The sequence below is a fragment of the Natrinema sp. CGMCC1.2065 genome, from assembly GCF_051225675.1.
GTDB lineage: Archaea > Halobacteriota > Halobacteria > Halobacteriales > Natrialbaceae > Natrinema > Natrinema thermotolerans.
In genome coordinates this window covers 149,343-175,486 of record NZ_JBPJSJ010000006.1, presented here as the reverse complement: position 1 = coordinate 175,486, position 26,144 = coordinate 149,343, and the positions used below count along the sequence as shown (strand labels likewise).

26 protein-coding genes, 2 tRNA genes and 1 pseudogene are annotated in these 26,144 nt (G+C 60.2%); 19 read left to right on the top strand and 10 right to left on the bottom strand.

Annotated features, from left to right (window positions below; genetic code table 11):
• The first annotated feature begins 80 nt into the window (after positions 1 to 80).
• Positions 81 to 692 carry a (d)CMP kinase gene (gene cmk, locus ACSBP4_RS08865; RefSeq protein ID WP_066301196.1) on the top strand — a complete coding sequence of 204 codons (612 nt, stop codon included), beginning with the start codon at positions 81 to 83 and terminating at the stop codon, positions 690 to 692.
• A 4-nt stretch (positions 693 to 696) separates the two neighbouring features.
• Here cmk and guaB read toward each other — a convergent pair whose 3' ends face one another.
• A complete protein-coding gene (guaB, locus tag ACSBP4_RS08860) occupies positions 697 to 2,199 on the bottom strand; it encodes an IMP dehydrogenase (RefSeq protein WP_435551988.1) in 1,503 nt (500 codons plus the stop codon).
• 518 nt (positions 2,200 to 2,717) lie between these two features.
• Here guaB and ACSBP4_RS08855 point away from each other — a divergent pair.
• The 7 genes from ACSBP4_RS08855 (at position 2,718) to ACSBP4_RS08825 (ending at position 8,031) form a co-directional block, all read left to right on the top strand.
• On the top strand, positions 2,718 to 3,596 hold the full coding sequence (locus tag ACSBP4_RS08855) for a DUF5794 domain-containing protein (RefSeq protein ID WP_006651228.1): 879 nt from the start codon (positions 2,718 to 2,720) through the stop codon (positions 3,594 to 3,596).
• Positions 3,597 to 3,648: 52 nt separating this feature from the next.
• Positions 3,649 to 3,823, top strand: a tRNA-Trp gene (locus tag ACSBP4_RS08850).
• 78 nt (positions 3,824 to 3,901) lie between these two features.
• Positions 3,902 to 4,195, top strand: coding sequence for a DUF7563 family protein (locus tag ACSBP4_RS08845; protein WP_435551987.1), 294 nt, complete (start codon positions 3,902 to 3,904; stop codon positions 4,193 to 4,195).
• Complete coding sequence (locus tag ACSBP4_RS08840) at positions 4,176 to 4,709, top strand: hypothetical protein (protein ID WP_435551986.1); 534 nt, start codon at positions 4,176 to 4,178, stop codon at positions 4,707 to 4,709. The genes ACSBP4_RS08845 and ACSBP4_RS08840 overlap by 20 nt, the downstream gene beginning before the upstream one ends.
• Positions 4,706 to 5,218 carry a hypothetical protein gene (locus ACSBP4_RS08835; RefSeq protein ID WP_435551985.1) on the top strand — a complete coding sequence of 171 codons (513 nt, stop codon included), beginning with the start codon at positions 4,706 to 4,708 and terminating at the stop codon, positions 5,216 to 5,218. The genes ACSBP4_RS08840 and ACSBP4_RS08835 overlap by 4 nt, the downstream gene beginning before the upstream one ends.
• Positions 5,208 to 5,513 (top strand): hypothetical protein, encoded by a 306-nt coding sequence (locus ACSBP4_RS08830; RefSeq protein ID WP_435551984.1) that lies wholly within the window; start codon positions 5,208 to 5,210, stop codon positions 5,511 to 5,513. Before ACSBP4_RS08835 ends, ACSBP4_RS08830 begins: the two co-directional genes overlap by 11 nt.
• Before the next feature lie 505 nt (positions 5,514 to 6,018).
• Positions 6,019 to 8,031 carry a helix-turn-helix transcriptional regulator gene (locus ACSBP4_RS08825; protein WP_435551983.1) on the top strand — a complete coding sequence of 671 codons (2,013 nt, stop codon included), beginning with the start codon at positions 6,019 to 6,021 and terminating at the stop codon, positions 8,029 to 8,031.
• Positions 8,032 to 8,308: 277 nt separating this feature from the next.
• On the opposite strand, the gene ACSBP4_RS08820 is transcribed toward ACSBP4_RS08825, so the two are convergent.
• Positions 8,309 to 8,449: a hypothetical protein gene (locus ACSBP4_RS08820; protein ID WP_435551982.1), complete on the bottom strand. Its 141-nt coding sequence runs from the start codon at positions 8,447 to 8,449 to the stop codon at positions 8,309 to 8,311.
• Positions 8,450 to 8,566: 117 nt separating this feature from the next.
• Here ACSBP4_RS08820 and ACSBP4_RS08815 point away from each other — a divergent pair, with 117 nt between their 5' ends.
• The 11 genes and pseudogenes from ACSBP4_RS08815 to ACSBP4_RS08765 all read left to right on the top strand — a co-directional run bounded on the left by ACSBP4_RS08815 (position 8,567) and on the right by ACSBP4_RS08765 (position 18,786).
• Complete coding sequence (locus tag ACSBP4_RS08815) at positions 8,567 to 8,995, top strand: hypothetical protein (protein ID WP_435551981.1); 429 nt, start codon at positions 8,567 to 8,569, stop codon at positions 8,993 to 8,995.
• A gap of 150 nt (positions 8,996 to 9,145) precedes the next feature.
• Positions 9,146 to 11,116, top strand: coding sequence for a helicase C-terminal domain-containing protein (locus ACSBP4_RS08810; protein WP_435551980.1), 1,971 nt, complete (start codon positions 9,146 to 9,148; stop codon positions 11,114 to 11,116).
• A 449-nt stretch (positions 11,117 to 11,565) separates the two neighbouring features.
• Positions 11,566 to 11,769 (top strand): annotated as a pseudogene (locus tag ACSBP4_RS08805) (hypothetical protein); the annotation flags it as partial.
• A gap of 554 nt (positions 11,770 to 12,323) precedes the next feature.
• Positions 12,324 to 12,396: transfer RNA gene (locus ACSBP4_RS08800), tRNA-OTHER, on the top strand.
• 18 nt (positions 12,397 to 12,414) lie between these two features.
• Positions 12,415 to 13,071, top strand: coding sequence for a class I SAM-dependent methyltransferase (locus ACSBP4_RS08795; protein ID WP_435551979.1), 657 nt, complete (start codon positions 12,415 to 12,417; stop codon positions 13,069 to 13,071).
• A complete protein-coding gene (locus tag ACSBP4_RS08790) occupies positions 13,064 to 13,960 on the top strand; it encodes a glycosyltransferase (protein WP_435551978.1) in 897 nt (298 codons plus the stop codon). The genes ACSBP4_RS08795 and ACSBP4_RS08790 overlap by 8 nt, the downstream gene beginning before the upstream one ends.
• Positions 13,961 to 14,007: 47 nt before the next feature.
• Positions 14,008 to 15,870, top strand: a complete 1,863-nt coding sequence (locus ACSBP4_RS08785) for a hypothetical protein (protein ID WP_435551977.1) — start codon at positions 14,008 to 14,010, stop codon at positions 15,868 to 15,870.
• Positions 15,845 to 16,534, top strand: coding sequence for an SDR family NAD(P)-dependent oxidoreductase (locus ACSBP4_RS08780; RefSeq protein WP_435551976.1), 690 nt, complete (start codon positions 15,845 to 15,847; stop codon positions 16,532 to 16,534). Before ACSBP4_RS08785 ends, ACSBP4_RS08780 begins: the two co-directional genes overlap by 26 nt.
• Positions 16,534 to 17,799 (top strand): AMP-binding protein, encoded by a 1,266-nt coding sequence (locus tag ACSBP4_RS08775; RefSeq protein ID WP_435551975.1) that lies wholly within the window; start codon positions 16,534 to 16,536, stop codon positions 17,797 to 17,799. The genes ACSBP4_RS08780 and ACSBP4_RS08775 overlap by 1 nt, the downstream gene beginning before the upstream one ends.
• 211 nt (positions 17,800 to 18,010) lie before the next feature.
• The gene (locus ACSBP4_RS08770; protein WP_435551974.1) at positions 18,011 to 18,598 is read left to right on the top strand and encodes a tyrosine-type recombinase/integrase; all 588 of its coding nucleotides are present in this window, start codon (positions 18,011 to 18,013) and stop codon (positions 18,596 to 18,598) included.
• Positions 18,595 to 18,786 (top strand): hypothetical protein, encoded by a 192-nt coding sequence (locus tag ACSBP4_RS08765; protein WP_435551973.1) that lies wholly within the window; start codon positions 18,595 to 18,597, stop codon positions 18,784 to 18,786. The genes ACSBP4_RS08770 and ACSBP4_RS08765 overlap by 4 nt, the downstream gene beginning before the upstream one ends.
• Positions 18,787 to 19,485: 699 nt before the next feature.
• On the opposite strand, the gene ACSBP4_RS08760 is transcribed toward ACSBP4_RS08765, so the two are convergent.
• The 8 genes from ACSBP4_RS08760 to ACSBP4_RS08725 form a co-directional block, all read right to left on the bottom strand.
• The gene (locus ACSBP4_RS08760; protein WP_435551972.1) at positions 19,486 to 20,313 is read right to left on the bottom strand and encodes a hypothetical protein; all 828 of its coding nucleotides are present in this window, start codon (positions 20,311 to 20,313) and stop codon (positions 19,486 to 19,488) included.
• On the bottom strand, positions 20,310 to 20,825 hold the full coding sequence (locus ACSBP4_RS08755) for a hypothetical protein (RefSeq protein ID WP_435551971.1): 516 nt from the start codon (positions 20,823 to 20,825) through the stop codon (positions 20,310 to 20,312). Before ACSBP4_RS08755 ends, ACSBP4_RS08760 begins: the two co-directional genes overlap by 4 nt.
• On the bottom strand, positions 20,822 to 21,448 hold the full coding sequence (locus ACSBP4_RS08750) for a class I SAM-dependent methyltransferase (RefSeq protein ID WP_435551970.1): 627 nt from the start codon (positions 21,446 to 21,448) through the stop codon (positions 20,822 to 20,824). Before ACSBP4_RS08750 ends, ACSBP4_RS08755 begins: the two co-directional genes overlap by 4 nt.
• A 76-nt stretch (positions 21,449 to 21,524) precedes the next feature.
• Complete coding sequence (locus ACSBP4_RS08745; protein WP_435551999.1) at positions 21,525 to 22,727, bottom strand: glycosyltransferase; 1,203 nt, start codon at positions 22,725 to 22,727, stop codon at positions 21,525 to 21,527.
• Complete coding sequence (locus tag ACSBP4_RS08740) at positions 22,717 to 23,037, bottom strand: hypothetical protein (protein WP_435551969.1); 321 nt, start codon at positions 23,035 to 23,037, stop codon at positions 22,717 to 22,719. The genes ACSBP4_RS08745 and ACSBP4_RS08740 overlap by 11 nt, the downstream gene beginning before the upstream one ends.
• Positions 23,027 to 23,377 (bottom strand): hypothetical protein, encoded by a 351-nt coding sequence (locus ACSBP4_RS08735; protein ID WP_435551968.1) that lies wholly within the window; start codon positions 23,375 to 23,377, stop codon positions 23,027 to 23,029. Before ACSBP4_RS08735 ends, ACSBP4_RS08740 begins: the two co-directional genes overlap by 11 nt.
• Positions 23,370 to 23,981, bottom strand: coding sequence for a hypothetical protein (locus ACSBP4_RS08730; RefSeq protein ID WP_435551967.1), 612 nt, complete (start codon positions 23,979 to 23,981; stop codon positions 23,370 to 23,372). The genes ACSBP4_RS08735 and ACSBP4_RS08730 overlap by 8 nt, the downstream gene beginning before the upstream one ends.
• A complete protein-coding gene (locus ACSBP4_RS08725; RefSeq protein ID WP_435551966.1) occupies positions 23,978 to 26,143 on the bottom strand; it encodes a hypothetical protein in 2,166 nt (721 codons plus the stop codon). The genes ACSBP4_RS08730 and ACSBP4_RS08725 overlap by 4 nt, the downstream gene beginning before the upstream one ends.
• Between the last annotated feature and the right edge of the window lies 1 nt (position 26,144).

The following is a 26,144-nucleotide window of genomic DNA, read 5'->3' as shown; positions in this document are numbered from 1 at the left end:
CTCGTTCTCACCGATCCGGGTGCTTTCGCTCCCGAGGAAAGAGGGGAAAATTGTTCACTGGGGACTGAGAGTATCGACGTATGGCTGCACAAGAGGGTTCGACCGTCGATATCGACACGTCGCTTTTTATCACCGTCTCCGGACCGCCGGGTTGTGGAGCGACGACACTGTGTGAACAACTCGCCGACGCGATCGGCTGTCCCTACGTCTCCGGCGGCGAGGTCTTCCGGGAACTCGCCGAGGACCGCGATATGAGCCTCAACCAGCTCATCGCCAAGGCCGACGAGTCCGACGAGATCGACCGCGCACTCGACCAGCGGCTCCAGCAGATCGCCGAGAAGTGGGGCATGTCGAACAAGCCGTTCATCCTCGAGTCGCGACTTGCGGGCTGGATCGCCGGCGACCGCGCGGACCTGCGACTCTGGCTCGACGCGCCGGAAGCCGTTCGCCTCGAGCGCATCGACGACCGCATCGAGACCGAGGCGGAGATGCGGGTCCGCGAGGTCAGCGAGGCCGGCCGCTACGAGTCTTACTACGAGATCGACATCGACGACCGGGAGTTCTACGACCTCCACATCAACACGGCCCGCTGGAGCAAGCGCGCCGTCTTTACCCTCGTCCGGGCCGCGATCGAGGAGTACGACCCCGAGATCGACGAGGGGGCGTTCCGGACGCCGCCGATGGACCCGTAAGCGACTACTCGCTGTCGGGCGAGTAGTTCGGCGCTTCGTCGGTGATGACGACGTCGTGGGCGTGGCTCTCGGCCTGTCCGGCCGAGGAGACGCGGACGAACTCGCTGCGCTCTTTGAACTCGGGGATCGTCTCGGCACCGACGTAGCCCATCCCCGACTGCATGCCGCCCGCGAGCTGGTGCAGTTCGGACTTGAGCGTTCCCTTGTAGGGGGTCGCCGCCTCGACGCCCTCGGGGACGTACTCGTCTTCCTCTTCGGGTTCGTCCTTGAGATAGCGGTCACTGTCGCCCGATTTCATCGCACCGACCGAGCCCATGCCGCGGTACTGCTTGTACTTCTTGCCGTTCATCGTGACGACGCGGCCGGGCGCCTCGTCGGTGCCGGCGAAGTACGAGCCCAGCATGACCGCGTCCGCGCCGGCGGCGACCGCCTTGATCGCGTCGCCGGAGTACCGGATACCGCCGTCGGCGATGACCGGCACGTCGTGTTCGGCGGCCACGTCGGCCACCTGTGCGACGGCCGTGATCTGGGGCATTCCGGAGCCGGAGACGATGCGAGTCGTACAGATCGAGCCCGGACCGATGCCGACCTTGATACCGTCCGCGAAGTCGACCAGGTCCGCGGCCGCTTCGCGGGTGCCGACGTTGCCCACGACGACGTCCGCGTCGACGGACTCCTTGATGTCTCGAGCGCCGTCGATGACGTTCAGGTTGTGCGCGTGCGCGGTGTCAATGAAGAGGACGTCCGCGTCGGCCTCGTCGGCCGCGACCGCGCGGTCGTGTTCGAACGGGCTGACGGCGACGCCACAGCGGAGTCGGCCGTCCTCGTCGCGGACCGCCTCGCCGTACTCGCGGCGCTGGAGGATGCCCTGCATCGTCACGAGTCCGACGAGGAGGTTCTCGTCGTCGACGACCGGGACGCGCTCGATCCGGTGTTCGTACATCAGCTCGAACGCCTCGCGGGCGTCGATGTCCTCGTGGGCCGTGATGACCTCGTCGGTCATCGCCTCGGTGACCGGGTCGTCCTCGTTGACCTCGAGGTGGGGCCGGATGTCCGTACTCGAGATGATGCCAAGCACCTCGCCGTTGGTGTTGACGACAGGTGCGCCGCCGACGCCCCGCCGGGCCATCCGTTCGTCGACTTCGCGGACGGACATCTCGGGATCGGCGGTGACGACGTCCTCCAGCGGGATGATGAGTTCGTCCGCGCTCTTGACGCGGCCGATCTCCTCGACCATCTGGTCGACGTTCATGTTCCGATGGAGGACGCCGAGCCCGCCGTGGCGGGCCATCGCGATCGCCATGTCGCTCTCGGTGACGGTGTCCATCGCCGCCGAGAGGATGGGAACCGAGAGTTCGACGTGTTTCGAGACGTGTGACGTGAGGTCGGCGTCGTCGGGTTCGACGCGGCTCTCCTTGGGGCGGAGAAGGACGTCGTCGAAGGTTAGCGCTTCCGGTACCTGCAGTTTCGAAGAATAGGGCTCGTGCTCGGGAACGTCGTTCGCCATGTAAGCCGTCCGTGGTCCCCGGGGAAAAACGTTGCGAGACAAACCCGGCTGTGAACGGTTGACGAGTCACTCAACGGGCGATTCGCCACGGTCCGGTCGTCGGCACCGTAGCGCCGCTCGAGCCGTCGCCCGCGTTCCGACCGGTCGCCCGTGTGTTCCGGCGTCTCGTTCCCGTGGTCCTGAGACGAACGCCCACCGCGAGCGCAGATCCGTCCGCTTTCGTCCACATCTGTGCGTCGTCGGCGGAACGATCACCGAGTCGTGGAATCGTTTCTCACACAACGTTTATTGACAATCCCCCCGTCTTGCCGTGTATGTACGCTGTGAGTGCATTCGACGCCCGGACCGCCGGTCTGACGAGTTCCGACTCCGTCACGACGATGTTCGGGAATTTTACAGCGAAACTCACAGCTCGAGGCCCTAATCCGAATCCGATCGACTGGCCCACGGACCAGTCGGTGCGGGACCGCCCGTCCTCTTACCCATCGGCCTCGGGTCATGGCCATCGACCCTGACCGATGAGTACGTCCCAACACCCAGTCGCGCTCCAGATGGAGCGTATCGTGGGGGGCGACGCCAGACTCCTGGCACTCGTGATGATGCTGCCGTTAGTCGACGGCGTCTTCCCCGCACTGATCCTGGCCGGCGCGCTCGACGAGCCACTCGGGGCCCTTCAGGTCGGATTGCTGATCTTCGGTGGCAGCGCCACCGTCGCGGTCATCCTCGCGGAGATGGAGGGGTCTCCCCGCGAGCAGGCGACGGTCGTCTTGCTGGTCGGGCTCCCACTGATCCTGCTGGCGGCGGTGCAGGCGGCGTTCGCCCCGGCGATCGCGAGCGTCATCGACATCGGCATCTTCGAGCGGTTCGCGGCGCTGGTCATCGCCACGATCGCGGCCCAGACCGCCAGCGCGACCATCGGCGAGTCCCTCCCCAACCCCGTCGTCGTCATCGGGTTAGGGCTGGTCGCGAGCGTCGACCCCTCGGGGGCGGAGTTCGCGGTGCTGACCGACCCCGCCCTCGTCGCGAACGCGACGCTGGCGGCGGCCGTCGGCGTCGGCTTCGCGCTGGCCATCGCGCTCTCGGGCCCCTACCTCCGGGAGTACATGGACATCGATCGGTTCCGCTTCGGCAGCGCCGTCGCCCTGGGCCTGCTCCCGCTATCCCTGCTCGGGATGGCCTTCGGACAGGCCCCGCTGGCGGCCCTGGTCGTTGCCGGCCTCTTCGCCGTCGATATCCCCTTCCGCACGGGCGAGGACGAGGACTCGAGCGCCGACGGGAGCGCGGCCGCCAAGATGGACGCGCTGGCCGACGGCGGGGACGCGACGGAGTCGCCGGCCGTCGACGGCGAGTCCGCGGACGACGGGACCGATACGCCGGGCCGTGCCCCGTGGCTGTAGGGCGATTCTGAATCGAAACCACTTTAGGGATCATCACCCAACGAAGACTCGAGGGGTCGTGGCCAAGCCAGGCATGGCGGCTGACTCCAGAGGCAACGCGCCCGGGACGACACTCCAGACTGATATACTGATCGGGCACCTGATCAGTGTCCGTGTGATGACCCTCTGGAGTTCCGAGGCGCACCGGAGATATCAGTAGATCGGGGGTTCAAATCCCTCCGACCCCATTCACACCTTAACTTTACCGTATTAATTCGGAAAACTACCCCTTCTAGAGAACTCTATTTCAACGGGGGTGGAGCTTGATGCAGCGCTGGGATGTTCGTGAGTCCCCCCAGCGCTGTCTCTGCTGTGGGTCTCACGTGACGCCGCAGTTCCGTCGGAGCGCTGGCGATGAGCGCGATCGGGCCCATCGCTGTCACAACTGCGATATCCACGGTCGGATCTCTGAGGGGAGTGCCGCCGGGAAGGAGGTCGATCATCCTGACCCGCTTGAGCAGCCAGAGCGGTTCGAGGGGAGTTTCGCGGAGCTTCCCGAGCAGGTGCGGGCGGTCGTTGCCGAGGTCGCGACCGACGGGGGTGAGCCGGCCGATGACTGATCCTGGTAAGTCCTCGAGCGACACTGACCACCCGGACTACGACCACGAGGTAGTCGTTGACTCCGTTGACGAGGTTACGCCTGTCCCCATCGAATGCCCGGGTTGTGGCGGCCGATTCAGGGAAAAGCTGACCGACAAACTCAGCGGAACCACCTGCCACGAGTGCAACGACTGGATTCGGTATGTCCGTCGCCACGAGATCCGCGACCGCGGCGATAGCACCGAGGACACGACCGAACAGGCCACATTGATCCCCGACGGCGGGCAACTGGCGAGCGATATCGAGCTATCCGACTCTGGCGTCGCAGCACCCGGCGGTCTCGTCTGCCAGAACTTCGACGTTCACGACGAGGAGGTAAAGATGGTCTCCGGGCCGTACGATGGCGTTCAGTGCCCCGAGTGCGGTCGGATGGCTGGCGGTGGCCCGCCGCTTGATATCCCTTACGTCGACGAACCGGGTACACCAGCCGCTCAGTCGAACACGGATACTGACCGGTCGGAGGGGTCCCGATGAGCCGTCCCCAGCAGTCTCAGCTGGCTGCCTCGAGGCAGGCCGGCGATCGCTCCGAGTCGGTCGTCCTCGAGCGCGTTCCCCAGCTCCGCTACGTTCCTGACACGGAGTCGGAACACTACGACGCGATCGCGGAGGCGCTCGTCGAGCCCAGCGACGAACTGCCTTTCGTCGGCATCGTCGTCCTCGAGGAGGGAACGTCGGTCGAGATCAAGAGCGTCGCCATCGTCTACGGCGAGGGGCAGCGCCGAGGGCGCTTCCAGCTTCGTCGGACGCAACACGAGGCCCTGCTCGAGTCTGGAGGGGTCTACCTCTTCGCCGTCTGTGCGCCCCACGATCGCGAGTTGATCGCCGCGAAAGTCGTCCCCGCGACGCAGGTCGACCACCTGATCGATATCGTCACGAACGGCTGGCGGTCCGCGGGCGAGGATCGGAGCGAGGAGTACGTCCAGTTCAGTTGGGCGCGCATCTTCGATCCCGCGGAGATCGGAGGGGGTCACGGTGAGCGTTGATCGCGGCGCCGGCGACGACGATCGCGACCTCGAAGCCGAACTCGCGAGCGCCGCTGCTGGTAACAGCGGGATCCCGTTCGACGCCATCTGTACTGGATGTCGGCGTGTTCGCGTGAAACGGGCTAAGCCCGAGGAGGTCGGGCAGCATCCGCAGATCGATCCGGCGCAGCTCGAGGCCTCGGACTGCTCGTCGTTCAAGCACGTCTGCCACCACTGTCAGAAGGCGACGTTCTGGAACCCGCTGGCGGTACTGTCCGGGCTCCTCGAGAGTGATCGAGGTGATGGGGATGAGTGACGATCACTCCTCGAGGGGTACTGAGTACGACTCTGGTCGCTATCTCCCCCGTGAGGTGTCCGCGTTTCCGCCAGAACTGTTGATCGATCTGAGCCATTCCCGCAACGGAATAAGAGACAGAAGGAATAGCCCGATAGCTCCGACGAGGGCCGCTACGCCGGCTAATCCAAGGGATTCGACCGCTGTCATGGTTTCGTGTAATATTCGAGACCATAAGAAAGCAGGGGGTGGTGAGAGTGCCTGAAAAGGCCTCGAACGGTACTGAACTCGTCGCGGGGTCTCGACAGACCCGACTTGGGCCGCACAGAGTCCCACGTATTGAGTGCGATCGGTGCGGTCACGAGCATCACATCGACGCCGCTACCGGCGAGTATCAAGGCCGTTGCGCGGAATGCTTCGCTTTCCTCCGCCGACCGACTGGCGTAGAACAGAGAAAATTCTACGACTTCATCGACTGGAAGGCCCGATGGACGGTAGCGGATACTGAGCAACCGGAGGGGTCGCGATGACCGAGGACGGTCGCGACGACTTCGAGGAGGCCGCCGACGAAGCGTTTGACCTGCTCGACGCTGGCCGCCCGGTCGACACGGCCGAGGACGAGATCGAGGCGGGGATCGACCAGAAGACGCCGACAGCCGGCGGTGACGAGGTCGACGGCGGTACCGAACTCGAGTTCGACGAGGATCGCGATGTCGACGACGCCGATTCTCGCGCGGCGTGTCGGTTCTGCCAGACCGAGTTCCAGACCGTCGTCGCCGAACGCCGGCATCACGACGAAGACCGCTGTGACGAGGGATCGCCGGCGTTCCGCCCCGACGGCCGCCCGTTGATCGAGCCGCAGGTCCACGAGCTTCGGACGAACTTCCTCTTCGAGCCCCTCGAGGACGATCTCCATCCGAATCAGGACGGCCTCGCGCCGTACTTCGCCGTCGTCAGCCAGTGGGACCAGTGCCTGATGGACGAGACCGGCCAGGACGATGTCGGCACCTTCGACGCCGTCGGCGATACCTGGATGCTCAACCACGACGAGAACAAGATCAGCTACCGCGACGAAGAGGCGAAGATCAAGACTCGCCCCGGTGACTCCGGCGACTCCTACAACGAGTACGTGATCGGTGTCGTCGCTGCTGACGACGTCGGCGAGAGGAAGGTCACCTTCCAGTTCCGTCCGTCGCTCCCGAACGCGAAGCACTGCGAGACCGACGAGCGGATCCAGTCGATGCCGGAAGATCTCCCGCTCGGGATCCGCGTCGAGGCGCAGTCGTCGAACCTCGAGATGAACGAGGTCCTCGAGGTCCTCCGGACGCTGATGGACGAACTCGATATCGACACGCGGTACTTCAAAGACGAGTGCATTCACGAGCACTCGCGCGTCTGGGGACTCGGGCTCTACACGCGGATCCAGCGCGAACTCTCCGAAGAGCGGTTCGTCGACACGAACGGCGTGATGGACCGGCTCGCGCAGTTCTCGAGTGTTCGCCGCGGGCGCGGAGAGTACGTCTGGGACAACGAGGAGATCATCGGTCACCGCCACGCCGTCGCGATGAACGAGACCTCGCTCGAGAAGCTGTACGGCAATCACACCGTCGGGAAGCTACTGAAGAGCTACCTCCCGAAGCAGCCGGAGAAGCACCCGTCGGGAGCGTCGACGTACCATCCGAAGATCGAGGTTCAGTTCAACACCAGCCACAGCGACTACCTCGAGGGCAGCGCCGTTCCCTACGAGTCCGACGACGCGTTCGACTACCAGGATCTCAAGCGCGAACTCGACGAGTATCTACTGTTCGGGCTGAACGCTGCCGACCTCCCGCTGCACGCTGATCCGGACGTCTACGTCTCGGATGCGTACTGGGACGCCGAGGAAACCGAGCGAGATGTGCCGATCCACTCGGACCCGACCGAGGAGCTTCGCGAGACCGAGGAGGATCTCACACGGGCCCAGCTCGCGCGCGAAGAACTGACGCCCGTCGATCGGGCCGTCGTCCAGGCGCTGGCCGACGGTGGACAGATGCACTACGAGGAGATCGTCGACGAGACCGAGACCTCGAGCAGTTCGGTCTACCGCGCGATCTCCAAGTGGGGAGGGCTCGTCGAGAAGGTCGGTCGCGGCACCTACGACTTGGCCGACGAGGTCGTCCGAAACAAGATCGAGGACGTCTTCGCCGCCCTCGAGGACGTGACCGAGTGGGTCGAGGACGGCATCGACGCGATCGTCGACGGCAGCGACGAGATCGCGGAGGACTCGCCGATCGCGAAGTGGGCTCGCCGGCACGGCGCCGTTCTGGACGAACACTACGAGGAGTTCGATATCGAGTTGACCGGCCACTACAGTAAGCGCGAGTTGCGTCACGTTCTCCGCTCCGGCCTCGAGGCCGCCCGTAACACTGGATCGAGCGTTGCCGCCCGGTTCATCGACAGCAGTTTCACCTATCGGCTCGACGGTGAGCGTCGTCCTGGGCAGCAGCCGTTTACGACGTCTGGGGGTGCCGTGCTGATCCTCGGGACGACGATGGCGTGATGACTGGTGAGTGGCAACGCCGTTCCGCGCCTTCTTTTCTTAAAGTTGAGTTTCGTTCTTAGCTGAGTTTCACAACTCAGATTGTTCTTCGCTCCTCGAGAGATATCGATCGGGTAGCTACAGCCACTGTCACGTAGGTATCACTTCCCGGTTTTTGGGCAGGGGGCCTTACGGCGTGTACCTAACGGTACAGTTTCTAAAAAACCGCGACGGCTGTTCGGCCGGGCGGTTCCAGTTGATCCAGATGAAACGCACCCTTGCGGTGCGCGCGAAAATTTTAGACCTCGAGGCCAACTGCCGCCTCTTGGTGAAGGGCTCGTTTGTGCGTCTCGAGCGCTTCGGTCGCGCCCTCGTGATCAGTGGCGACAGGGACGCGATCGCCGCAGCGGGGACACTGGATGTAGAGCCAGACCGACATAGTCGATTGTTCTGGATTATGCGTTAAATTATATTCCGTATAACAGGCGGTGATTTTGGAAAACGTGTGCAGATTGCCCCAAAATTGTTTTCAGTGTGTCAATCAAATAGGATTGGCATGATCACAGACAAAGAGCTTAATACTCAAATCCCTGCCCGTCTCTGTTATAGAGACGGTGAGCTTCTTCTGCTTATCAGAGAAGATGTAAAGGAGCGAATCTATGAGAAGTGTAAGGAGATATATCGTCTCTTTAGCCGACTTCCGATCTCAGTCATTACACGAGGGCTTGTAGTCTCTGATCTGATAGAGTGGGCTAAGTCCATCGCTGTTGAAGTCAATACTGGAGAGATTGGGATTGAAACAACTCTATTTGGAGTTCTGATGTATGCTGCCGAATCTAAAATTGCGATTGGAAAATTTGCCTATGAAAGAATATCGACTGGAATGACCTATGGTGGAGCAACAGGCGGGACATACGGTGGACCTTCTGGTGGGACATATGGTGGGGGTCATACAGTAGTGAGAGAATTGGTCGAACCTGAATGATTATCGCTGTGATGATTTCCTGAGTGTCGTACTCTCCTGTCGTCTCCGACAGACTCCGTAGCCCATCTAATCACTTTGGCTATAATTCAGAAAAACATTAATGTCTATAGACATACGTTGATATGAGAATCTCTGCTCGAGAGCAGTCAAATGACTAGAACACAACCACCCCTTCCGGATATTGACCGTGATTTGGATGCAAATTGGCCAGCTCCGGGTTATAGAAGTGGACAACAGAGGATCTACAAGGAGGCCGCTTCAGTTCTATTCGGTGATACTGGCCACGACATAATCGTAATCGATGCTCCGACTGGGGTTGGAAAGTCAGTTATTAACACTGCTCTCTGCAATTTAGCGAACAGCTCTTTTTACACAACACCACAGAAATCACTTCGGGATCAACTTGTAAACGATTCTCTGCTGAATGGATACGTAAATACACTTCGTGCTCGCAAGGACTATATCTGTGACTATGCTTCGAGTCCTGGTGATACGGTAAATTGTTCAGAGTGTCACGTCAACAACACCGACATTGAGAAATGCAGCGATCATTCAGGCTGCCAGTATTGGAACGCAAAGGAGCGTGCTATAGAATCAAAGATAGCGGGATTGACGTTTGCATATCTTAGAATAGACGGTTTCATCCCGGTCGTTAACCCAAACTCAGATGATCAGGAGCAAATTTCATTTGGCGATCGCGAACTGCTTATTGTAGATGAAGCACATTCAATTGAACAACAGTATTCGTCGATGTTTGCGGGGTTTAAACTCACGCCTGAACTCTCAACCAACCTTGAAGAATTAGGAATCGGTGAGTCACTTCGATCTGCAATCCCTGACTCCTTGTTCCATGCCGAGAATCCTGGTCACGATTTAGAACTGGCTCCGCTTGAGGATCACATCGTTAGCAACGATCTTATTGACGATTTATTTGGCGCAAAGGAGGATGCGATCGCCGAACTCCAAAATCACAGAAAAAGGTACGCACGATTAGTGAAAGGGGCTATCAGACGGAAGCAAAATTTGGAGATGGGACTCTCTGAAGCGGAACTGCAGGCCCAGATTTCTGAAGGCATGGCCGAGTTTATAGAGAATCTTAGGCTGCCAGAGTCAATCGATATGCGGATGGTTGATGCGAAGGACTATCCTTCTCAGCCACTGTCTGAGCTTCGCAATGAGATCGAGAAAGAGATTCAAATCATGGGTGAACTCCGCGATTTTGTCAGTAATCTTGAGATGGGATTCTCTGACGAGTATGATCCTGAAGAGAACCCTTGGTTTGTCGATGTTAATACCGGTCCACTAACGGCGACAGAATACAAATTTAACCCTGCAAACGTTGGAGAGCTGCTTAAGGAACAGATCTGGAATAGAGCCGATAAAATAGTTCTCTCATCGGCTACTATTCCTTCTCATGGGGCAACTGACCGCAAGGAGGGTATTTTAAAGTGGGTAGATCGGATCGGTTTGGATCCTGAATCCACACACGTTATCACTGAAGATTCACCTTTCCCGGTTGAGAATCGCAGGGTTAGGATTGACTACATCGGGAATATGTCAAGCGGTGGTTTTGATGACAATATCGACGAAATCAGCCGTACCATCGACGAACTTTCCACTCTCCACTCTGGTGAGAAGGGGCTTGTCCACGTTTCAAGCTATAAGCAAGCTTCTCATCTTGGGGAGACAATTGATGATCTTAGCAATGTGGACGTATCGGTTACTGTCCATAAGAAAGAACAAGATGCTGAATCAGCGCTTGCAACGTGGCAGGGCGGCCAATCTGACTCTGCTACCTACACTGGGACACAGATTTTAATCACACCATCTATGAAGGAAGGCGTAGATCTTGCGGGAGACAAGTGCCGCTGGCAGGCGGCAACAAAAGTACCATATCCGAATCTGGCAGATCCCAGAGTCCGCTATCTACAGGAAAACCGAGGTTGGTCTTGGTATCATTCTGAGGCAACGACTGAATTGGTCCAAGCTGCAGGCCGTGGCGTCCGTAGTGCAGAGGATAATTGCGAATTTTACGTACTTGATGAGGCATTTAAGAACGTCTGGCATTTAGCTCCGTCTTGGTACTGTGATGCAGTTACCTCAGAGTCTCGGCCTGATTAGTTTGAGGCATAAGGACATCAGCGGTACAGTGTCCGGGGATCAGTGGAATGTCCGACTCTCCGGTGTTTTGCGACAGCTACAAAATCGAGTCTGCCGTCTCGTGTCACCCAAGCTTTCTTATTAGTTCGCGGGAATGCCGCTCTATGGCCGATAATCAGGTAGATGAATCCACAGACGAAAGTGCGGAGCCCGGAGCTTTCGAGAAACTCGAGACGGCTTCCGATCACGACGATCGAGCCAAAAAACTCCGCGCTGAAGCAAAGCGGGATGTACTTGATGGCGTCGCAGAAAGCCTCCCCTTTGATGCGGAGATCGCTGTGAAACTGAAGGGTGGTGCTTTCGAGGTCACTTGCACGCCGAAGGGCCTGGCCGATTCGATCGAAGAGCAGTTCGATCAGGAAGTGGAAGTGTCCTCCCCATTCCGATTTACAGTCGGTGAAATGGAACTTAGTGAGCGAGAGCGAATCAAGTCTGTGAAACATCTCATCGGCGACATTGAGGAGGAGTACGACGACGGGGCGCCAGTAGATGTTCTTCTTGAGCGAGCTAATGAGATCGGGATGGACCGATCGAAACTGGAGCTCGAGATAGATAAGCTCAAACAGAAGGGGGAGGTCTACGAGCCCTCTACTGATACACTTCGTACAACGTAGGATCACCCCAGACACCGCTGTCACCGGTAACAGCGGCGTCCGAGAATTGGGGGATTCCCGGACATGCAGATCTAGTTCTTATCCAGGCATCCTGTAGAGTGCATCAAACAGATATGCTCCTGTCAGGCCAAAGAAGACCCCAGAGGAAGAAGTATCCAGTTAGAACTATAGTTCGAAGTAATAAGATGAGCAATCTGGATGATAGAACTGACAGCAAGAACAACAGTGACAATCAAAAGATGGCGGTTGATTTCTACTTGCCTTTCCTCAGCCTCTCGATCGCGTGCAACATCGAAGCCTTTTGTGGTGATCTCAGAGGATTCCTAATCATTCACCCCGACTAAATAGCACTTCCTTAGAAAGGAGATTGCAGGTTGCATCTCACTTACGCTCAGATCTGTTTTCTAGGGGATGATCGAACGTGATCCCTTGATCGTCTTTCCCATGATATTCTCAATTGTCTATTCCACTGGTCGCTGTGGCGGCCGTGCTACCGGCCAGACTTATTAGATTCAGTACGTTTAATATGATTCCGTTAGCTAGCTGGGCCCGTCACGCCGGTATCTCAGCCTGGATAGAGGACCGTTGCGAAATGGGGGGCCACAGGTTCAAATCCTGTCCGGCGTGTCTCCATCGTAGCCAGCAATGACAGGTCCAGTGTCTATCAAAGAGTTGTTGGTGACGGCGTTCAATCCGGAGAGCGATATCCCCGAGCCCCAGCAGCTCAAAGCGGAAATCAGTGCGCTTCTCGCTACGATTAACGAGCGCGACCCCCAGACCGTCGTTGAGGTGGGAACCGCAAGCGGAGGTACGTTTTATCTCCTCTGTAACGGGATCAACGGTATCGAACAAGTTGTCTCCGTCGACCTCCCGGGGGTTGCCGCGTCCAAGGAGCAACTGCGAGCTCTCTCTCAGGGGGTCAACGTCCACGCCATTCGCGGTGATTCCCAGCGCGTCGATACTAAACGCACACTTGAATGCGAACTCGACGGAGCGCCCGTCGACGTATTGGTGATCGACGCAGACCACAGCTACGAGGGCGTCCGACGCGATTATGAACTGTACGCGCCGCTCGTAGCGTCCGACGGACTGATTGCGCTACACGACATTGTGGTCCACGGAGACGCCGACATTGAGGTCGACGAGTTCTGGGCGGAACTCGACCCCGATGGGACGAAAGCTGAGATCGTCGACGAGTCGTACGGACCCCCACCGATCGAGCGCGACGGTTTCGAGATGGTCGCCCACGGGTTCGGTGTCGTCGACCGGCGCGAACGACTGTCGGGACGATTCAATGTCTGATTCACCGCGGTCGGTATCGGTCGTCTGTGCCACCTATGAGCGCCCTGTGGATACGGTCGAACTTGTTAGTTCGCTGAAGACGGCTGTCGACGCCTACGACACCGACGAGCCAGCGACCGAATGGTTTGAGTGTATCATCGTGTACCCCCGCGGCGATCCCGCAGCCGATCGTCTTGAGCGAATCGAGTGGGAGCCGCTTCATAGCATCGAAAGCGATCGCTCGGAAGCGAATGCGAACCGGGATCGAGGGATTTCGGCCGCCGACTGCGAGTATATCGCGATCCTCGATTCTGACGTCGTAGTCGCGTCGGACTGGATGACCCAGGTGCAGGCTGCGCTCGCGTCACGCTCGGGGACTCACCGTGTGATCCAGGGTGCGTACTACCTAGACTACCCGCCGGAACGGAACTGGGTGACCGAGACCGAGGCCATCGCCGACGAGTTCCGGTTTCGGGGCGGACAACTTGACAGCCGCAATCTCGTGTTGTCCCGTAAGGTGTACTTCGACATCGGGGGATTCGAGACCGAACGAGAGAACGCGGACGCCGCGACAGACCTGCTGCTTCTGTCTCGGCTCAAGGAACACGGTATCGTGATCGAACACCACTCGGAGATACGGGCTTACCACAAGTATCCGCGCACCATTCGCGGGAACTGCCATCGGTTCTATCGGTACGGACGCGGTGCAGTACATATCCAACGCCGTCGTGAGTCCCTGTTCAGAGAGCAGTTCTCCCCCGGGGCGATCTGGCGTCGCGGCTTTCGAGACGCAGCCCACGTGTATTTGGGTCGTGAGGACCCCCACGACCGCCTGCAAATCACTTACATCCTCGTTCGGTTTGTCTTCTACACTGTCGGGTACTTGCAGGAACGGCAGTCGACGCGCTGATCGAACAGGACAAAAATTTTATATGTATTAATCCATTGTATTGTGCCATGATCGAGTCAGAAACGTATTTGAAAGACTCAGAGACGAAAGAGGACCTTCTGGGGGCGTTCACCGCCATCGACTCGGGGATGGGCGAGGAACTGTCGGACTACCGCCTCCGAAAGCAGTTCTGTCGGTTCCTGCTCCGGACGAGCGCGCTGACGTTCTATCATGGCGAGGAGACACCCCGCCGGTTCCTCAAAGCGCTCGGCGCAGCCGACGAGGGAGAGGCATTTGACATCGTGAACGCGTTCCTTGAGGCGGGTGTTCCGCCGGAGCACGCCGATGAAGAGGCCCTCTCACGCCGTGAACTCCAACAGGAGTTCGTCCACTTCTCCCGCATCGTCGACATCCCCTCGCAACAAGACCGGCGTGGAGTGGACCGGCTCCATACCAAGCGGCTTCGGAACTCAACTGACCTCCCGGACACTCTGAAGGTAACGACCGAACTAATGACGGTAACGCGGTCGCGTCACCTCCAGCGTGGCAATTCGCTCTCGTTGCCGCGTCGCCGCTCGCCCGGCGTGTCGACGATAACGATCGATCAGTCGATCGAGGTCCAGTCCCCGGAAACTGATGCCGACTATGTTCTCTTGGTCCGCGGCAACAGCCGGACTCGGGGAAAGTCGACGTTCTTCCACCGGAACCTGCTCCCGTATCTGACACCGCTTGAGTCGGCGCTGGCGCTCTGTATCTATCTCTCTGAGGGCGATGGTTCAGAAACCGCGATCGATCTGCTGTCGCGGCGGGCTAACGGGGAGGTCCGACACCTGTCGTGGAGTCGACCGGCTGGTGAACCGAACGACGACCTGATCACCTGGTGTGACACGGTGCTCCCCACGATCGAGACGCTGCGCCGTCCGGGCGACCTTGAGCGCCTGAGCATCGTCAGAAACGCAGAATACGCCGTGGGATTAGAATCCGACAATTGGCTTATCGAACTTGCTGGAGTGGACAATTCCGTCTCGGTTCCGCTCGCGGCCCCTGACAGCACCGAGACGGACATCGACGCGATCGCAGACGAGGCCGTCTCGACGATTCGAGAATCAGGCCTCGAGTCGGTTCGCTCCATCGAGTGCGGACACCTCCACCTCGACCGCGAGATAGACGACGATCAGCACGCGGGGATGCGGATTGGCGTCGATGTCTTCCGGCACTTCCAGGAGACCGGCAATGAACCGGCGCTCCGGCCGATGGTGGACGACGACCACGTCATCGTGCAGCTCTCCCCGCGGGAGTACCGCAACTTCTTCGAATCCTATCTCCGCCCCGGTGATGAGTTCGAACTCATCCCCGAGTCAAGCCCGATCACGCGAGCCATCGTGGTCGCTCTCTTCGATCGGCTCGACGAACAGGGACTCGACCAAGATGTCGAAAAGCGCGGTGGTAACGTCTATCTTGACGTCTCAGACCAAACGACAATCGAGCTGTTTGAGGACTTTGAGGGGCGCTGTGACAATGGTTGTGCGTTCTTCGAGGTCGGACTCCTAGTCTACCGAACGGCACCGGAGCGGTTCCGGACGTTCTTCGCCGAGCGGTTCGACCTTGAGGGAGACATTCATGAGGAGATCGCCGCCGTCCTCTCAAAGGACATTCCGCACGACGAACGCCGTCAGGAGATCGAGTCGCTGTACTCACAGTTCGAGGCGGTCACCTCACCGCAGAACCCCGAGGACGAGTTCAGGGCGCTCGTTGACGATGTCCTCGCCGACCACGCCGATGACCCTCCGACACACCTGAACGTCTTGGAGGACTACTACGAACTCCAGCAGCATAAGGTCAGAGAGTTGATCGACACGCTAGAGATACCAATCGATCTCCGTTCGCTACACTACAACATCGCCAATGGCCGAGTCACTATCGAGGGGTGACGGCGCAGTCGTCCTGACTGGCGCGACCGGAACGATCGGCAGCGAGGTGGCAACGCTGCTCTGTGACCGCGATATCTCCGTCGTCTCCGTGGGCAGAACAGAACCGCCGGGGGACATTCATCACGTGTCAGCGGACTTCACCGCCCCGGATACGGTCGCTCGGGCGGTCGAAACACTCCGTCAGTCGGAGCGAGCGTTCCGCGGCGCAGTCCTCTGTGCGGGCGTCGACAGCTTCGCGGGCGGAGACGAGTTTGACTCCGAGGCGGCGCGAACCGCCGTCCAGGTCAACGCTGTCTCGCAGCTCCGGTTGCTTTCGGGGGTTCTGGATTCAGATCTTACGAGTTGCGATCGGCTCTTCCGGGTGTCGCTAGCCTCCACCGACCTCCTCTCGGACCCGGCGCCCGACGCCGCTGTCTACGCGATGTCCAAGCGGACGCTCGAGACAGGGCTCCAATTCGTCGTCGAAGATTTTCCCGACGCGCTTGCTGTCACCGCGGTGCGGCTGCCCTACGTTGGTGTTCCGATGAAGACTGTTGTCGGCGACGCCCCTGAGGACCCGCCGCTGCCGTCGGAGCCGTCGATATCACCGACCGACGCGGCCGCTCAGCTGTGTAACCACCTCAAGACGGTCGATCCGGGCTGGCGGGTCGCGGAGGCCGAATGATGCCCAAGGGCGACATCACCCGCGTGGGCGAAGCACCGATGGCGTTCCGCGTTGCGGCGACACTGCAGGGACAGGCCGGCAAAGTCGAAGATGCATGGAGCCACGAGCGCATCGCCGTCACCGGATCAAACGATCTGTGGGTGGCCGCCCTCGGCGTTACGCTTCTGAACGACGGTCGGCAGGTAGTGCTCTGTCCCGAGTCGGTGGCTCCAGCGGACGAGCCGCCGCTCGGGGCATCGAAGCTGCTCCATACTGAAGGAGCCGTCCTCAACGGTCCGCCGTCCAAGGGCGCGGAGTGGGACTTAGTCTGCTACACATCCGGGAGCACGGGGTCGCCACGACCAATCGGACTGCGCACCGAGCAATTAGACCGAACCGTCGAGTGGTATCGGGACGCCTACGACCTCACGGCAGACTCAGTCATCGTCTCACCGTTGCCGTCCACATACAACTTCTCGTTCATTGCCGGCGCGTACACCGCGGCGGTGACCGGCGCAACGTACTACGTCGCCGACGGCGCGGGCGAGGTTCTGTCGCTTCTCGCCGACCCACCGCCGGACTGCGACCGTGTCGTTGGTCTGATGAACCCAGTCGTCCTTGAGGCGATGGCCAACGCACGACCAGACATCGACCCGCGGGTACTCCTCGACTCCGGAGGGGCCCCGCTAAGCAGACACGCAGTGCAACTGTACCGTGACTGGTTCGGTGACCTCCGCGAGGGGTACGGACTCACCGAGACGTGTTCGCTCACGCACTTCGACCGCGAGGGGACCAAAGCGTCGCAGGGTACCGTCGGACGGGAAATGCCGGGCGTCGAGACACGGGTCACAATGTGCGACGGGAAACCGATAATCAGCGTCGACGCGCCGAATGCGGGTGTCGAACTCGACGCCCACGGCCGACCAAAGTCGCCGTGGCAGTCGTCAATCGACACCGGTGACCTTGGCACGATCGACGATGACGGTCGACTCCAGATCCTCGGCCGGGAGTTGGACGTGCAGATCGGCGGTTACTGGCCGCGGGACACGCTCGATGTTCTCGGTCCCATATTAGGCGCGCGGTGTGCGATCGTCCGTCACCGTTCCGGCGGGTGGGTCGTCGTACGGCTGTGGTCGAAGCTGTCAGAGGCGGATACAAGAGCGATCAGAGAGCGGGTTGCATCCAAACTTGGCATTGATCGTCAGTCGGTCATAGTCGAGACCGTCCAAGGGGAACTGCTTCACTCACAGAAAATCCCGTACTCGGTCGATGGGAATGGATCGTAAGCGGACCCAATCTCTATCCTTAATCTAAATAATAAATATACAATTAATGGTACTTCTGGAACGGAAGCCTATTGAAAATGGGTTCCATCTTATGGAGAGTCCGAGATCTCGGGGAGAGTCGGACAGAATCCGCCCCAATCTACGCCTCAACCCCACCGAAAAGACTAGTACTCTGCCGAAAGTTGACCGGAATACAGGCATTCCGGACACGATGAATCTTCAACAGCACAAGAGCCGCGAGGACATGAAGGTCTGGCTCAGCCAGAACGAGGTCGAGCAGTTCCTCGAGGCCGCGCCGAACACCGAGCAACGAATCGCGTTCGCGCTCGGGGCCCGCTGCGGGCTCCGGTCGCACGAGGTCCTGGACGTCTCCCCGGACGATGTCGTCGATACTGACGCCGGAACGATGCTGCGTGTCTGGCACGGGAAGGGGGACCAGTTCCGCGAGACGCCCGTCCCTCGAGATCTCGCGACGACCATCCAGACCGTCGACGACGTTCGCGACGAATCCTCGAGCGAGTCGCTCGTCGAGATCACGTCGACCCGCTCGCTGCGGCGCTGGATCCGATCGGCCGCCGACGATCTCCTGGAGGAGACCGGCGATGAGGGCTGGGACCATCTCGGCTTCCACGATCTCCGTCGGACCTGGGCGACCTCGCTTGCGTCGGAGGACGTCGACCCGATCCTCGTCTGCGACTGGGGCGGCTGGAACGATCTCGAGACGTTCCTCGAGCACTACCGCGGGACTTTCAGCCCAGAGGCGCAACAACGGGAACGGGGGAAGGTGAGCTGGTTATGAACGACGAACCACGCACGAAAGAGTGCCCATCGCCGGACTGTGATGTGGAACTGCCCATCGCCAAGCTCGCGACGCACGTGAATGAAGAGCATCCCGGCGAGTACCGGCGCGACGACTGGCCAGATACGGAGGTTGGCCACGAGGCTCGCGTCGAGGAGGTTCTGGAGGACAACGACGATGGCGAATGATGAATCTGTACTGCAGATATTGCTTCGGGGACAAGATCGCCTAACGGCTATTACGTTCATCTCTCTCGGTGTATTTGGCGCTATTATCTCGTTCGTAGGTGGCAGACTTCTGGGCTTTTCACCGTTCCTCTTAGTTGTCCCCTATGAAATTGTAGTCGGTGTTCTCTGGGTTTTGTACATCCAAGAGCCGTACAGCGACGCTAAGGATACGATAGAACGTATTGAATAACAGACCTACCTGACTGCATAGATCAGTCGCCAGTTTCCGAATCTGTACTGAAATCGGCAACTGGTCAGAGTGTGTCTCACCCACCGAACTCAGCCTTGATCGCCTCTCGCCATCGATCGCGGACGACCGGGTTGTCTATCTTCTCGAGGCCATCGGTCAGCTCGTCGTAGCGCTCAGCGCATCCGCCGCAGAACGACACTCCATCGAGTCGGACGATCGCCCGTTTCGAACACCAGTCTGAAGAGCATTCGGTCATCTTCCGACCACCTGCATAACCAGAACCATAACCGGTGCGCAGATTCCTGCGACTACGAGAGTACCAGGCGTGGGTGCAAACGGGTGGTGAGGCTGCTGCGGCACAAGGGGAAGTCCGAGGTACCCTGCCGCCGCTACGCCGACTGTGGCCGACAGCAAGAACGACGCGAGTACGAGTGCTGCTTCTCGGTTCGATTCCGGAGTTCGTCCTGGTCTCATGCTTGGATCCCCTCGATCTCACAGTGCGCACGCGCGTCGACCTCGAGGTCGTCGACGTACCAGCCGCCGACCGCTCGGCGCCGTCGACGAAGATACCGGATCATCGCGAACGTCCTCGAGACGAGCGCGACGTGAATGATCATTCTGACGTGGAAGCGGGCGTAGGTGTATCGCTCGACGTGACGCATGTCGAGGTAGAGCGCGAGTGGCACCAGCAGGAAACTCCAGGCAAGCCATCCCCAGAATCCGAGCGTGAACACGAGCAGCGCAACGTCTGGGTTTGACTCCACAGCAGGGAGTACGACACTCTCGATCACTTCTATCAGCTCGGTCTCGACCTGCGACCCGGTGGCGCCCTGTGCGTACCGGACGATCGCGTAGCCGTAGATCGGGACGATCGCGACGATCTCGGGGACGGCACCGATTGGGATGGCGAGCCACCAGTGGGGCCACTCGGCACCGCGATCGATCGCATCCTCGAGGACAGTGGGGAGCGGTTGGCCAGCAGTATACCAGCGCCCGGCCAGATAGATGCCGATCGAGAGAGCGAAGATCGCCGGAAGGCCTTCGAAGAGGTACTCGAGGCCGTGAGCCTGGAATTCGGTGATGAACACTTGGCGTGTCACCTCTGGCTGCTCGTCCGGTGCCCGTGGTGTTTCAGGGAGGAAGGAAAGGTACGTCTTCAGACCGACGACCGCGGCGGCCGCGGTCGTGACGATCATCGCGCCACTCGATCCCGGAATCGCGCCGATTACGTCGCCGATCCGGGTCGCCCGCTGCTCGACCTTGGCCTGGATCGCGGCCAGTCGTTCGATCGCTTTCATGCTATTCCCCGGACTAAGATCGATCCGCACTCCGGACAGCTGATCACGTCGCTGCCCTTGTGTTCTCCATGCACTCCTCGAGCCTCGCACTCCTGGCAGACCGGGACAACCGTCGACTGGCCGCCATCGGTCTCGGCGAGCAGCCGATCGACCTTCTCCTCGAGGCCTTCGACTTTCCGCTTGGTCGCCATTGTCTCGCGGAAGTTGGGCGAGCGGTTCTCGTGGCCGTTCTGATACTGATCGTAGATGATCTGGGCCGGATGCAGTAGCACGCGATCGACGAGGACTGCCGACGGCACGACCACGAAGAGGATGATCCCCACCCAGTGCCACACCGTTGGAACGAACGACTGGATAACCGCGCTGTCCCGGTAGAACAGCACGGCGATCATCAGCGTGTTCGGAACGCCGAGGAAGAACTGCATTCTCGCGGCGTAAGTCCGACAGGCCCCGATCACGCGCAACCAGTCGTCGGGGACGTAGCTGTCGGCCTGTTTCTCGACAAGGCTCATGGTCGGTACTTGTAGATCGCAGTCACTTCGCCGGAGAGGCCGGGGATCTGTCCGAGCCACGGACCGGGCCCGTCGTACCAGAGACGAACTCGCGTGTACGCGCGCCAGAGGCGGTCGCCGACGTGCCAGTCCAACTCCTGGCGCGTCAGCTCGAGGTCGGCGACGTGTTCGTGGCCGTGTTTCCGCCCGCCAGCAAGCGCTGCGGCCGTGTTCCAGTTCCAATACTGTTCGTGCGTAGGATCCTCGAATCTGGTATGCCCGATCGGATACGTCAACTCGAGAGTTCCGCCGTCGATGAGGATGCGGCCGACCTCCTGGAGCGCCTGTATCGGGCGCTCAAGGTGTTCGACGACGTGACTCGCTTGGATCCGGGTAAAGTGATCCGAGGGGAACGGCCACGGGAAGTCGTTCAGATCGACTGTCTCATCGGGATCAACCACGGCCGAGATGTCGACGTTGTGCCAGCCGTCGTTGTAGTCCTCGCCGCAGCCGAGGTTCAGCAGCGTCGGTGGCAGATAGCCCTGTTCTTCTGCCCATTCTCGCGTTTCCTGGTTGAACTCTTTAATATGCTGTTCACACCACCAATCCTCGGGATTCCGCTCGCCCAAAGTCACGAGTTCCATCGTCTCGATTGCGTTTGACTCGTCAACCCGGCAGTCACCACATGCGGCAGAACGGTCGCTGAAAGGTCGGCCAGTATCACTCATCAGAACCACCATCCGCGTAGGCGAGTTCGACCCCCTGGTCGCCGGCCTCTGGCTCGTCGCGGTCCCATGGCGTCGAGACCGCCGCTCGCTGCTGGGCTTCCTCGATCGCCTGTTCCATCTCACGCTTGAATCGCTCGACGCTGAACCAACGACTCGCCCACGCGGCGATCTCGCTCTCGGTCCAAGCCACGCCCTCACGCTCGAACTCCTGCACGGCTTCGCGGAGCGCTCTCGTCCCGCGATCGTACAGCAGCCCGTTCTCGCCATGCTGAATCTGGAACTGGGTGAAACCGTCTTCGACGCCGATCACGGGCGTTCCAGCGGCTAGTGCTTCGATGGGGACCATCCCGAAATCCTCGTTGAGCGGGCTGTAGATGAGTGCTTTCGCACGCGAGTACAACTCGCGCTTGCGTGGCTCGTTCACGAATCCGCAAAACTTGATGTTCGGCCCAGCCATCCGCTCGAGGCGGTCGCGATCGTCGCCGTCACCAGCGATCAAGAGCGTCGCATCGAGGCCGTTGAACGCCTCGATGATCTCGTCGACGCGCTTGGCCTCGACGAGCCGTCCGAGATGGAGATAGACGTCTTGGGTTTCGGCATCATCCGGACTGTAGTTATGTGTATCAACTGGCGGGTAGACCGTCTGAATCTGATCCTTAGGAACGCTCCAGTAGCGTTCGATCCGCCGCGCCACGAGATCCGAGTTTGCTACCCACAGATCTGGCCGGTTGACATTGCTCTCGTAGACGGTCCGCTGGGCGGTGTTGAACAGCGTCGCGAGCCGCCCCATGACCCCGTCGAAGTCCATCGTCTCGTTATACAGGTCGTACATAAACCGCGGCGTACTGTGGGTGTACGCGATCACGGTCTGCTGATCCGGTGGGACGTACCAGAGCGGCTCGTTCCCAGAGCTGATGATCGTATCATACTCTGCAAGGTCTCCCGCGGCGGCCTGCCAGCGGAGAGCGTACGCTGCCGTCCGAGTGAGTCCACCGCGGTCGATCATCCACTTATCGAGCCTTGAGAGTGGAATCTCACGGATATCCAAGGTCTCATCATCGGGCTCGTTCGCTTGGTTTCTTCGGCCGACGTACAACGGAGCATCAATGGTCTCTGCAAGACGTCGGCAGAATACTTCGCCACCGCCACGAGTGTCGTAGTCTTTGTGTGCGATTGCGATATTTCTATTCAGCATCGTGATCACCCTGCGTTCGAAGATACCTGCGGAACGCACCGAGACACAGCATTCCGTACCAGACGAAGGTACCGTAGTAGGCCCAGATTGGGTTCTGTTGGGTCACTGGGCCTCTCTCTTCTTCTACGGCTGTGACGAAGGAGATCTCTGTCAGATGGACGTGGATCAGTATCAGTGTGGTCAAAAAGAAGCACAGTCCGAAGAACAGTGCTAATGTGATCCAGATGTACCTCTGGTTGCTCTTCAGGCCGTCTCTGGCGATGTCCCAATATGATCGTGGTTCCGTGATCATCTCATCGTCACTCGACATCTCGATCACCCCACTCTCGAAGTGTCTCGCGGACGTTGACGTCGTCGTCCTCGAGGAGCAACCAGACATCGATCGCGACCGCGACCAGAAGGACGGCGATCGTCAGGTAAAGACCGTAGACGACCCAGTCCGGAACGGGTTCGAACGTTTGAACCATCGGAACCTCCTGCATGATCTCAATAGCCGGTCGCGACGAGCCGGTCTGTGCGTGGACCTGACGGCTCTTGATCCAGCCGGCGGCGAACATCCCGAGGCCGACGAACGCGAAGAAGCACGTCAGTTCGACCCCCAGTAGGATATCTTTCAGTTGGTCGCGGCGGTCCTCGAGGAGACTACTCATCGAATCCCACCCCGATCTCCTCGTATGTCGTTGCGCGCCGATCGTCATCTGGCGGCTCGTGGATCCACCTGACCGCTATGAGCGCCGCCACAGACGCAGCTCCGACTTGGATCCCCATCCCTGCAAGTGGCAGTGTCCACGGCAGCAGCGCCGGAGTGACGAACGCTCCTGCGACGAAGAGACCGGCGAGCGTTCCCTTGATCGCGCCGTTGTAGTAGTCGGCCCGATCCATCAGCCCCTCGCCGGGCATCCGTTCGATATCGATCTCCCAGTTGGCTGCCCTCCAGTCGTCCTCGTCACCGTCGTAGCGCAGCGGGATCTCTTCGCCCTCGAGTTGCATCGCGCTCGCCGAGCTGTAGCCACACCACTCGACGAGCCGGACGAAGCCGTAAGTCGGCGACCACGTTTTCGGCTTTGCGAACTCGGCGCTGCTCTCCTGTCCCGTGGTCAGGACCTCGAAGTTGACGACGATCGTGCCGTCGCCGTCCTCGACTGTAGTGATCTCGCCACGGACGCGGTCTCGATCGAGCGTGTGGTGGCGGATCTGGAAGAGTTCGTCGCCGAGGTCGCCCTGATCCCCGTCGGTCTGCTGGACGGCACTCATCCCAGACCACCGGCTGCGATCCAGCCAAAGGCCCCGCCGATCACGACCGAAGCCAGGACGATCACCGAGAAGACGGCCATCCCGATCTGCTGTGCGCCGCCGTGTTCGGACAGCGCCTTGTCACGGCCCTGCTCGATCGTCTCGCTCTCGGAGGTGCCCTGACACCAGCTGTACAGCTGCGGGAGCGTGACGAGGTACTGGTCGCCGTCGTCCTCGTCGGGAAGTTTCAGCATCGGGCGATAGCCCTGGCGCGTGTTGTTCGGCACGATTCGGCCGCCGTCGGCCTGGACATCTTCCGGTGGGCTATCGGTGATCGGATCCATGTTCGCGGGCCCCTTCTCCTCCGTGACTCCGAGCGGTGCCCAGCCGAACCGGTAGAGATCTCCCTCGCTGCCGTGGACGGGCAACTCCGTCCCGTCCGCGAGCGTCGCAACGAAGTTGTGATCGAGATCGCGCTCGGCTTCGACCTCAAGGACGATCTCGACGTCGACGAGGTCGCCGATCTCCTGCTCGTCCTCTTCTTCGTCTTCTTCCTCGTCATCGCGGAAGATGGAGAGCGGGTTCCAGTCCCACCCGCCGGACGACGCTTCCCTATCATCGACCTCGGCATCGTCGAGTGCTTCCTCGAGGTCTGGGTCAATCCCATCGTCTTCGGTTGCGGAGTCGCCGAAGAAGCTGTCATCGTCCGGGCTGGACTGCAAATCGGATCCGAGATCGACCGTGGGGAGATCGTCGTCTTCGCTCTCCCCACCGTCGGTTGCGATCTCGCGGCCGCTCGTGACTGGTAGGTTCGCGTGTTCTTTGATCGCGTCGACGTCGTCGAACGTCTCATCGATCAGCGTCCGCGACTCGTTCTCGAAGTTCGCGGTCACCGACAGCGTCGCCTCGGCGATCGTCTCGACCTCATTGGTCGTCTCGAGATGGACCAACACGGATCCGTTATCGCCGTCGACGGAACTCATCCAATCGAGGCCGGTATCGGTCGCCTTCTCGTGCCGATCGTTGTTCGTCAACCTGGCCGACAGCGTCTCCTCAACGCTCGTCTCCGCTCTGTAGAGCTTGTGATGCTCGTACTCACCTGTTTCACGCCGAACCAGAATCCCGCGACCGACGGTCAGCTGGGCGAGGATCCAGTGGCCACGTGCGAGGATCAGGCCGACCCCCTTCGGAATCGACGGGCCGAGCAGCGCGATCCCGACCGGGAGGAGCAGCGCGACCCCGGTCATGACGATCGCAACCAGCAGCGCCATCACGAGTCCCTCCATGACCAGAGCGGTCAGCGGCCAGGTCACGATCCAGCCGACGACCCACAGCACCGCTGCTGTCTTTCTCCCGCCGCTTTTGACCCACTCGAGGTCGAAGCGACTCAGCGCTGCGAGGATGAACAGCATCGAGACTGTCGTCGTGTTGTTCGCGGCGTCTGTGACGCTTCCGCCGCCACCACCACCGCCGGAAGCGGCGTTGGCACTGGCGCTACCGCCGGTCTGAGATGTCAGGTAGAACATCGTGACCATCGCCCCCAGCGCACCGAGGACGATGACCATCGTCTGGCCGAAGGACATCCGCTCGTTGAACTTCTCTTGGCTGATCTCCGTCCAGAGGTAGCTCTCGTGGCCGTCTTCAGGGTCTGCATCCCCAGTCGTCAGATGGCGGGCCCGCGAGACGTCGACGAGTTTCGACGCTTTGTCGATGAGGATCCCGTCGCGCATCACGGACTCCGTCGTCTTTTTCCCCCCGCTCGTTTCGACGGTTCGCTGGTCCCTCCCGATCTCGTCGTTCTCTTTGGCTCTCCAGGCCTCCCCACCGAGTTCGGCCAACAGCGGTGAGACGTATTCGGCCCGATCGCCGAGAGCAACGCCGAAGGACTTGTTTTTGAGCCGGCTCAGAACAGAGAAGCCGTCTTGATGATGTCGCAGGTCGCCGTGTTCTTTGTCTTTGTCGCCGAGGATCTCCGAGTCGAAGCGCTTACTGACGAGCTCGAGCGTCCCGTCGCGTTCGACGATCGCGCTCTTGTGGGCGGCCGTCTGAGCCAACCAGACGTACGTCCCGCTGACGCTCTCGATCCAGTCGTCGCCGGCGATCTTCGCTGCCGTCCAGGGCATCACGATATACAGCGCGAGCCCGGCGAAGAATGCCAGTCCCATCCAGACGAGGAACATCATT

Bases quoted from the DNA above. Each gene is read 5' to 3' on its own strand.
- ACSBP4_RS08780 (WP_435551976.1), top strand. From the start codon at position 15,845: ATGGCCGAGTCACTATCGAGGGGTGACGGCGCAGTCGTCCTGACTGGC.
- ACSBP4_RS08730 (WP_435551967.1), bottom strand. From the start codon at position 23,981: ATGAGTGCCGTCCAGCAGACCGACGGGGATCAGGGCGACCTCGGCGAC.
- ACSBP4_RS08835 (WP_435551985.1), top strand. From the start codon at position 4,706: ATGAGCCGTCCCCAGCAGTCTCAGCTGGCTGCCTCGAGGCAGGCCGGC.
- cmk (WP_066301196.1), top strand. From the start codon at position 81: ATGGCTGCACAAGAGGGTTCGACCGTCGATATCGACACGTCGCTTTTT.
- ACSBP4_RS08855 (WP_006651228.1), top strand. From the start codon at position 2,718: ATGAGTACGTCCCAACACCCAGTCGCGCTCCAGATGGAGCGTATCGTG.
- ACSBP4_RS08770 (WP_435551974.1), top strand. From the start codon at position 18,011: ATGAATCTTCAACAGCACAAGAGCCGCGAGGACATGAAGGTCTGGCTC.
- ACSBP4_RS08785 (WP_435551977.1), top strand. From the start codon at position 14,008: ATGATCGAGTCAGAAACGTATTTGAAAGACTCAGAGACGAAAGAGGAC.
- ACSBP4_RS08735 (WP_435551968.1), bottom strand. From the start codon at position 23,377: ATGAGTAGTCTCCTCGAGGACCGCCGCGACCAACTGAAAGATATCCTA.
- ACSBP4_RS08820 (WP_435551982.1), bottom strand. From the start codon at position 8,449: ATGTCGGTCTGGCTCTACATCCAGTGTCCCCGCTGCGGCGATCGCGTC.
- guaB (WP_435551988.1), bottom strand. From the start codon at position 2,199: ATGGCGAACGACGTTCCCGAGCACGAGCCCTATTCTTCGAAACTGCAG.
- ACSBP4_RS08750 (WP_435551970.1), bottom strand. From the start codon at position 21,448: ATGGAACTCGTGACTTTGGGCGAGCGGAATCCCGAGGATTGGTGGTGT.
- ACSBP4_RS08740 (WP_435551969.1), bottom strand. From the start codon at position 23,037: ATGTCGAGTGACGATGAGATGATCACGGAACCACGATCATATTGGGAC.
- ACSBP4_RS08815 (WP_435551981.1), top strand. From the start codon at position 8,567: ATGATCACAGACAAAGAGCTTAATACTCAAATCCCTGCCCGTCTCTGT.
- ACSBP4_RS08845 (WP_435551987.1), top strand. From the start codon at position 3,902: ATGCAGCGCTGGGATGTTCGTGAGTCCCCCCAGCGCTGTCTCTGCTGT.
- ACSBP4_RS08825 (WP_435551983.1), top strand. From the start codon at position 6,019: ATGACCGAGGACGGTCGCGACGACTTCGAGGAGGCCGCCGACGAAGCG.
- ACSBP4_RS08725 (WP_435551966.1), bottom strand. From the start codon at position 26,143: ATGATGTTCCTCGTCTGGATGGGACTGGCATTCTTCGCCGGGCTCGCG.
- ACSBP4_RS08755 (WP_435551971.1), bottom strand. From the start codon at position 20,825: ATGAGCCTTGTCGAGAAACAGGCCGACAGCTACGTCCCCGACGACTGG.
- ACSBP4_RS08795 (WP_435551979.1), top strand. From the start codon at position 12,415: ATGACAGGTCCAGTGTCTATCAAAGAGTTGTTGGTGACGGCGTTCAAT.
- ACSBP4_RS08760 (WP_435551972.1), bottom strand. From the start codon at position 20,313: ATGAAAGCGATCGAACGACTGGCCGCGATCCAGGCCAAGGTCGAGCAG.
- ACSBP4_RS08765 (WP_435551973.1), top strand. From the start codon at position 18,595: ATGAACGACGAACCACGCACGAAAGAGTGCCCATCGCCGGACTGTGAT.
- ACSBP4_RS08745 (WP_435551999.1), bottom strand. From the start codon at position 22,727: ATGCTGAATAGAAATATCGCAATCGCACACAAAGACTACGACACTCGT.
- ACSBP4_RS08790 (WP_435551978.1), top strand. From the start codon at position 13,064: ATGTCTGATTCACCGCGGTCGGTATCGGTCGTCTGTGCCACCTATGAG.
- ACSBP4_RS08775 (WP_435551975.1), top strand. From the start codon at position 16,534: ATGCCCAAGGGCGACATCACCCGCGTGGGCGAAGCACCGATGGCGTTC.
- ACSBP4_RS08810 (WP_435551980.1), top strand. From the start codon at position 9,146: ATGACTAGAACACAACCACCCCTTCCGGATATTGACCGTGATTTGGAT.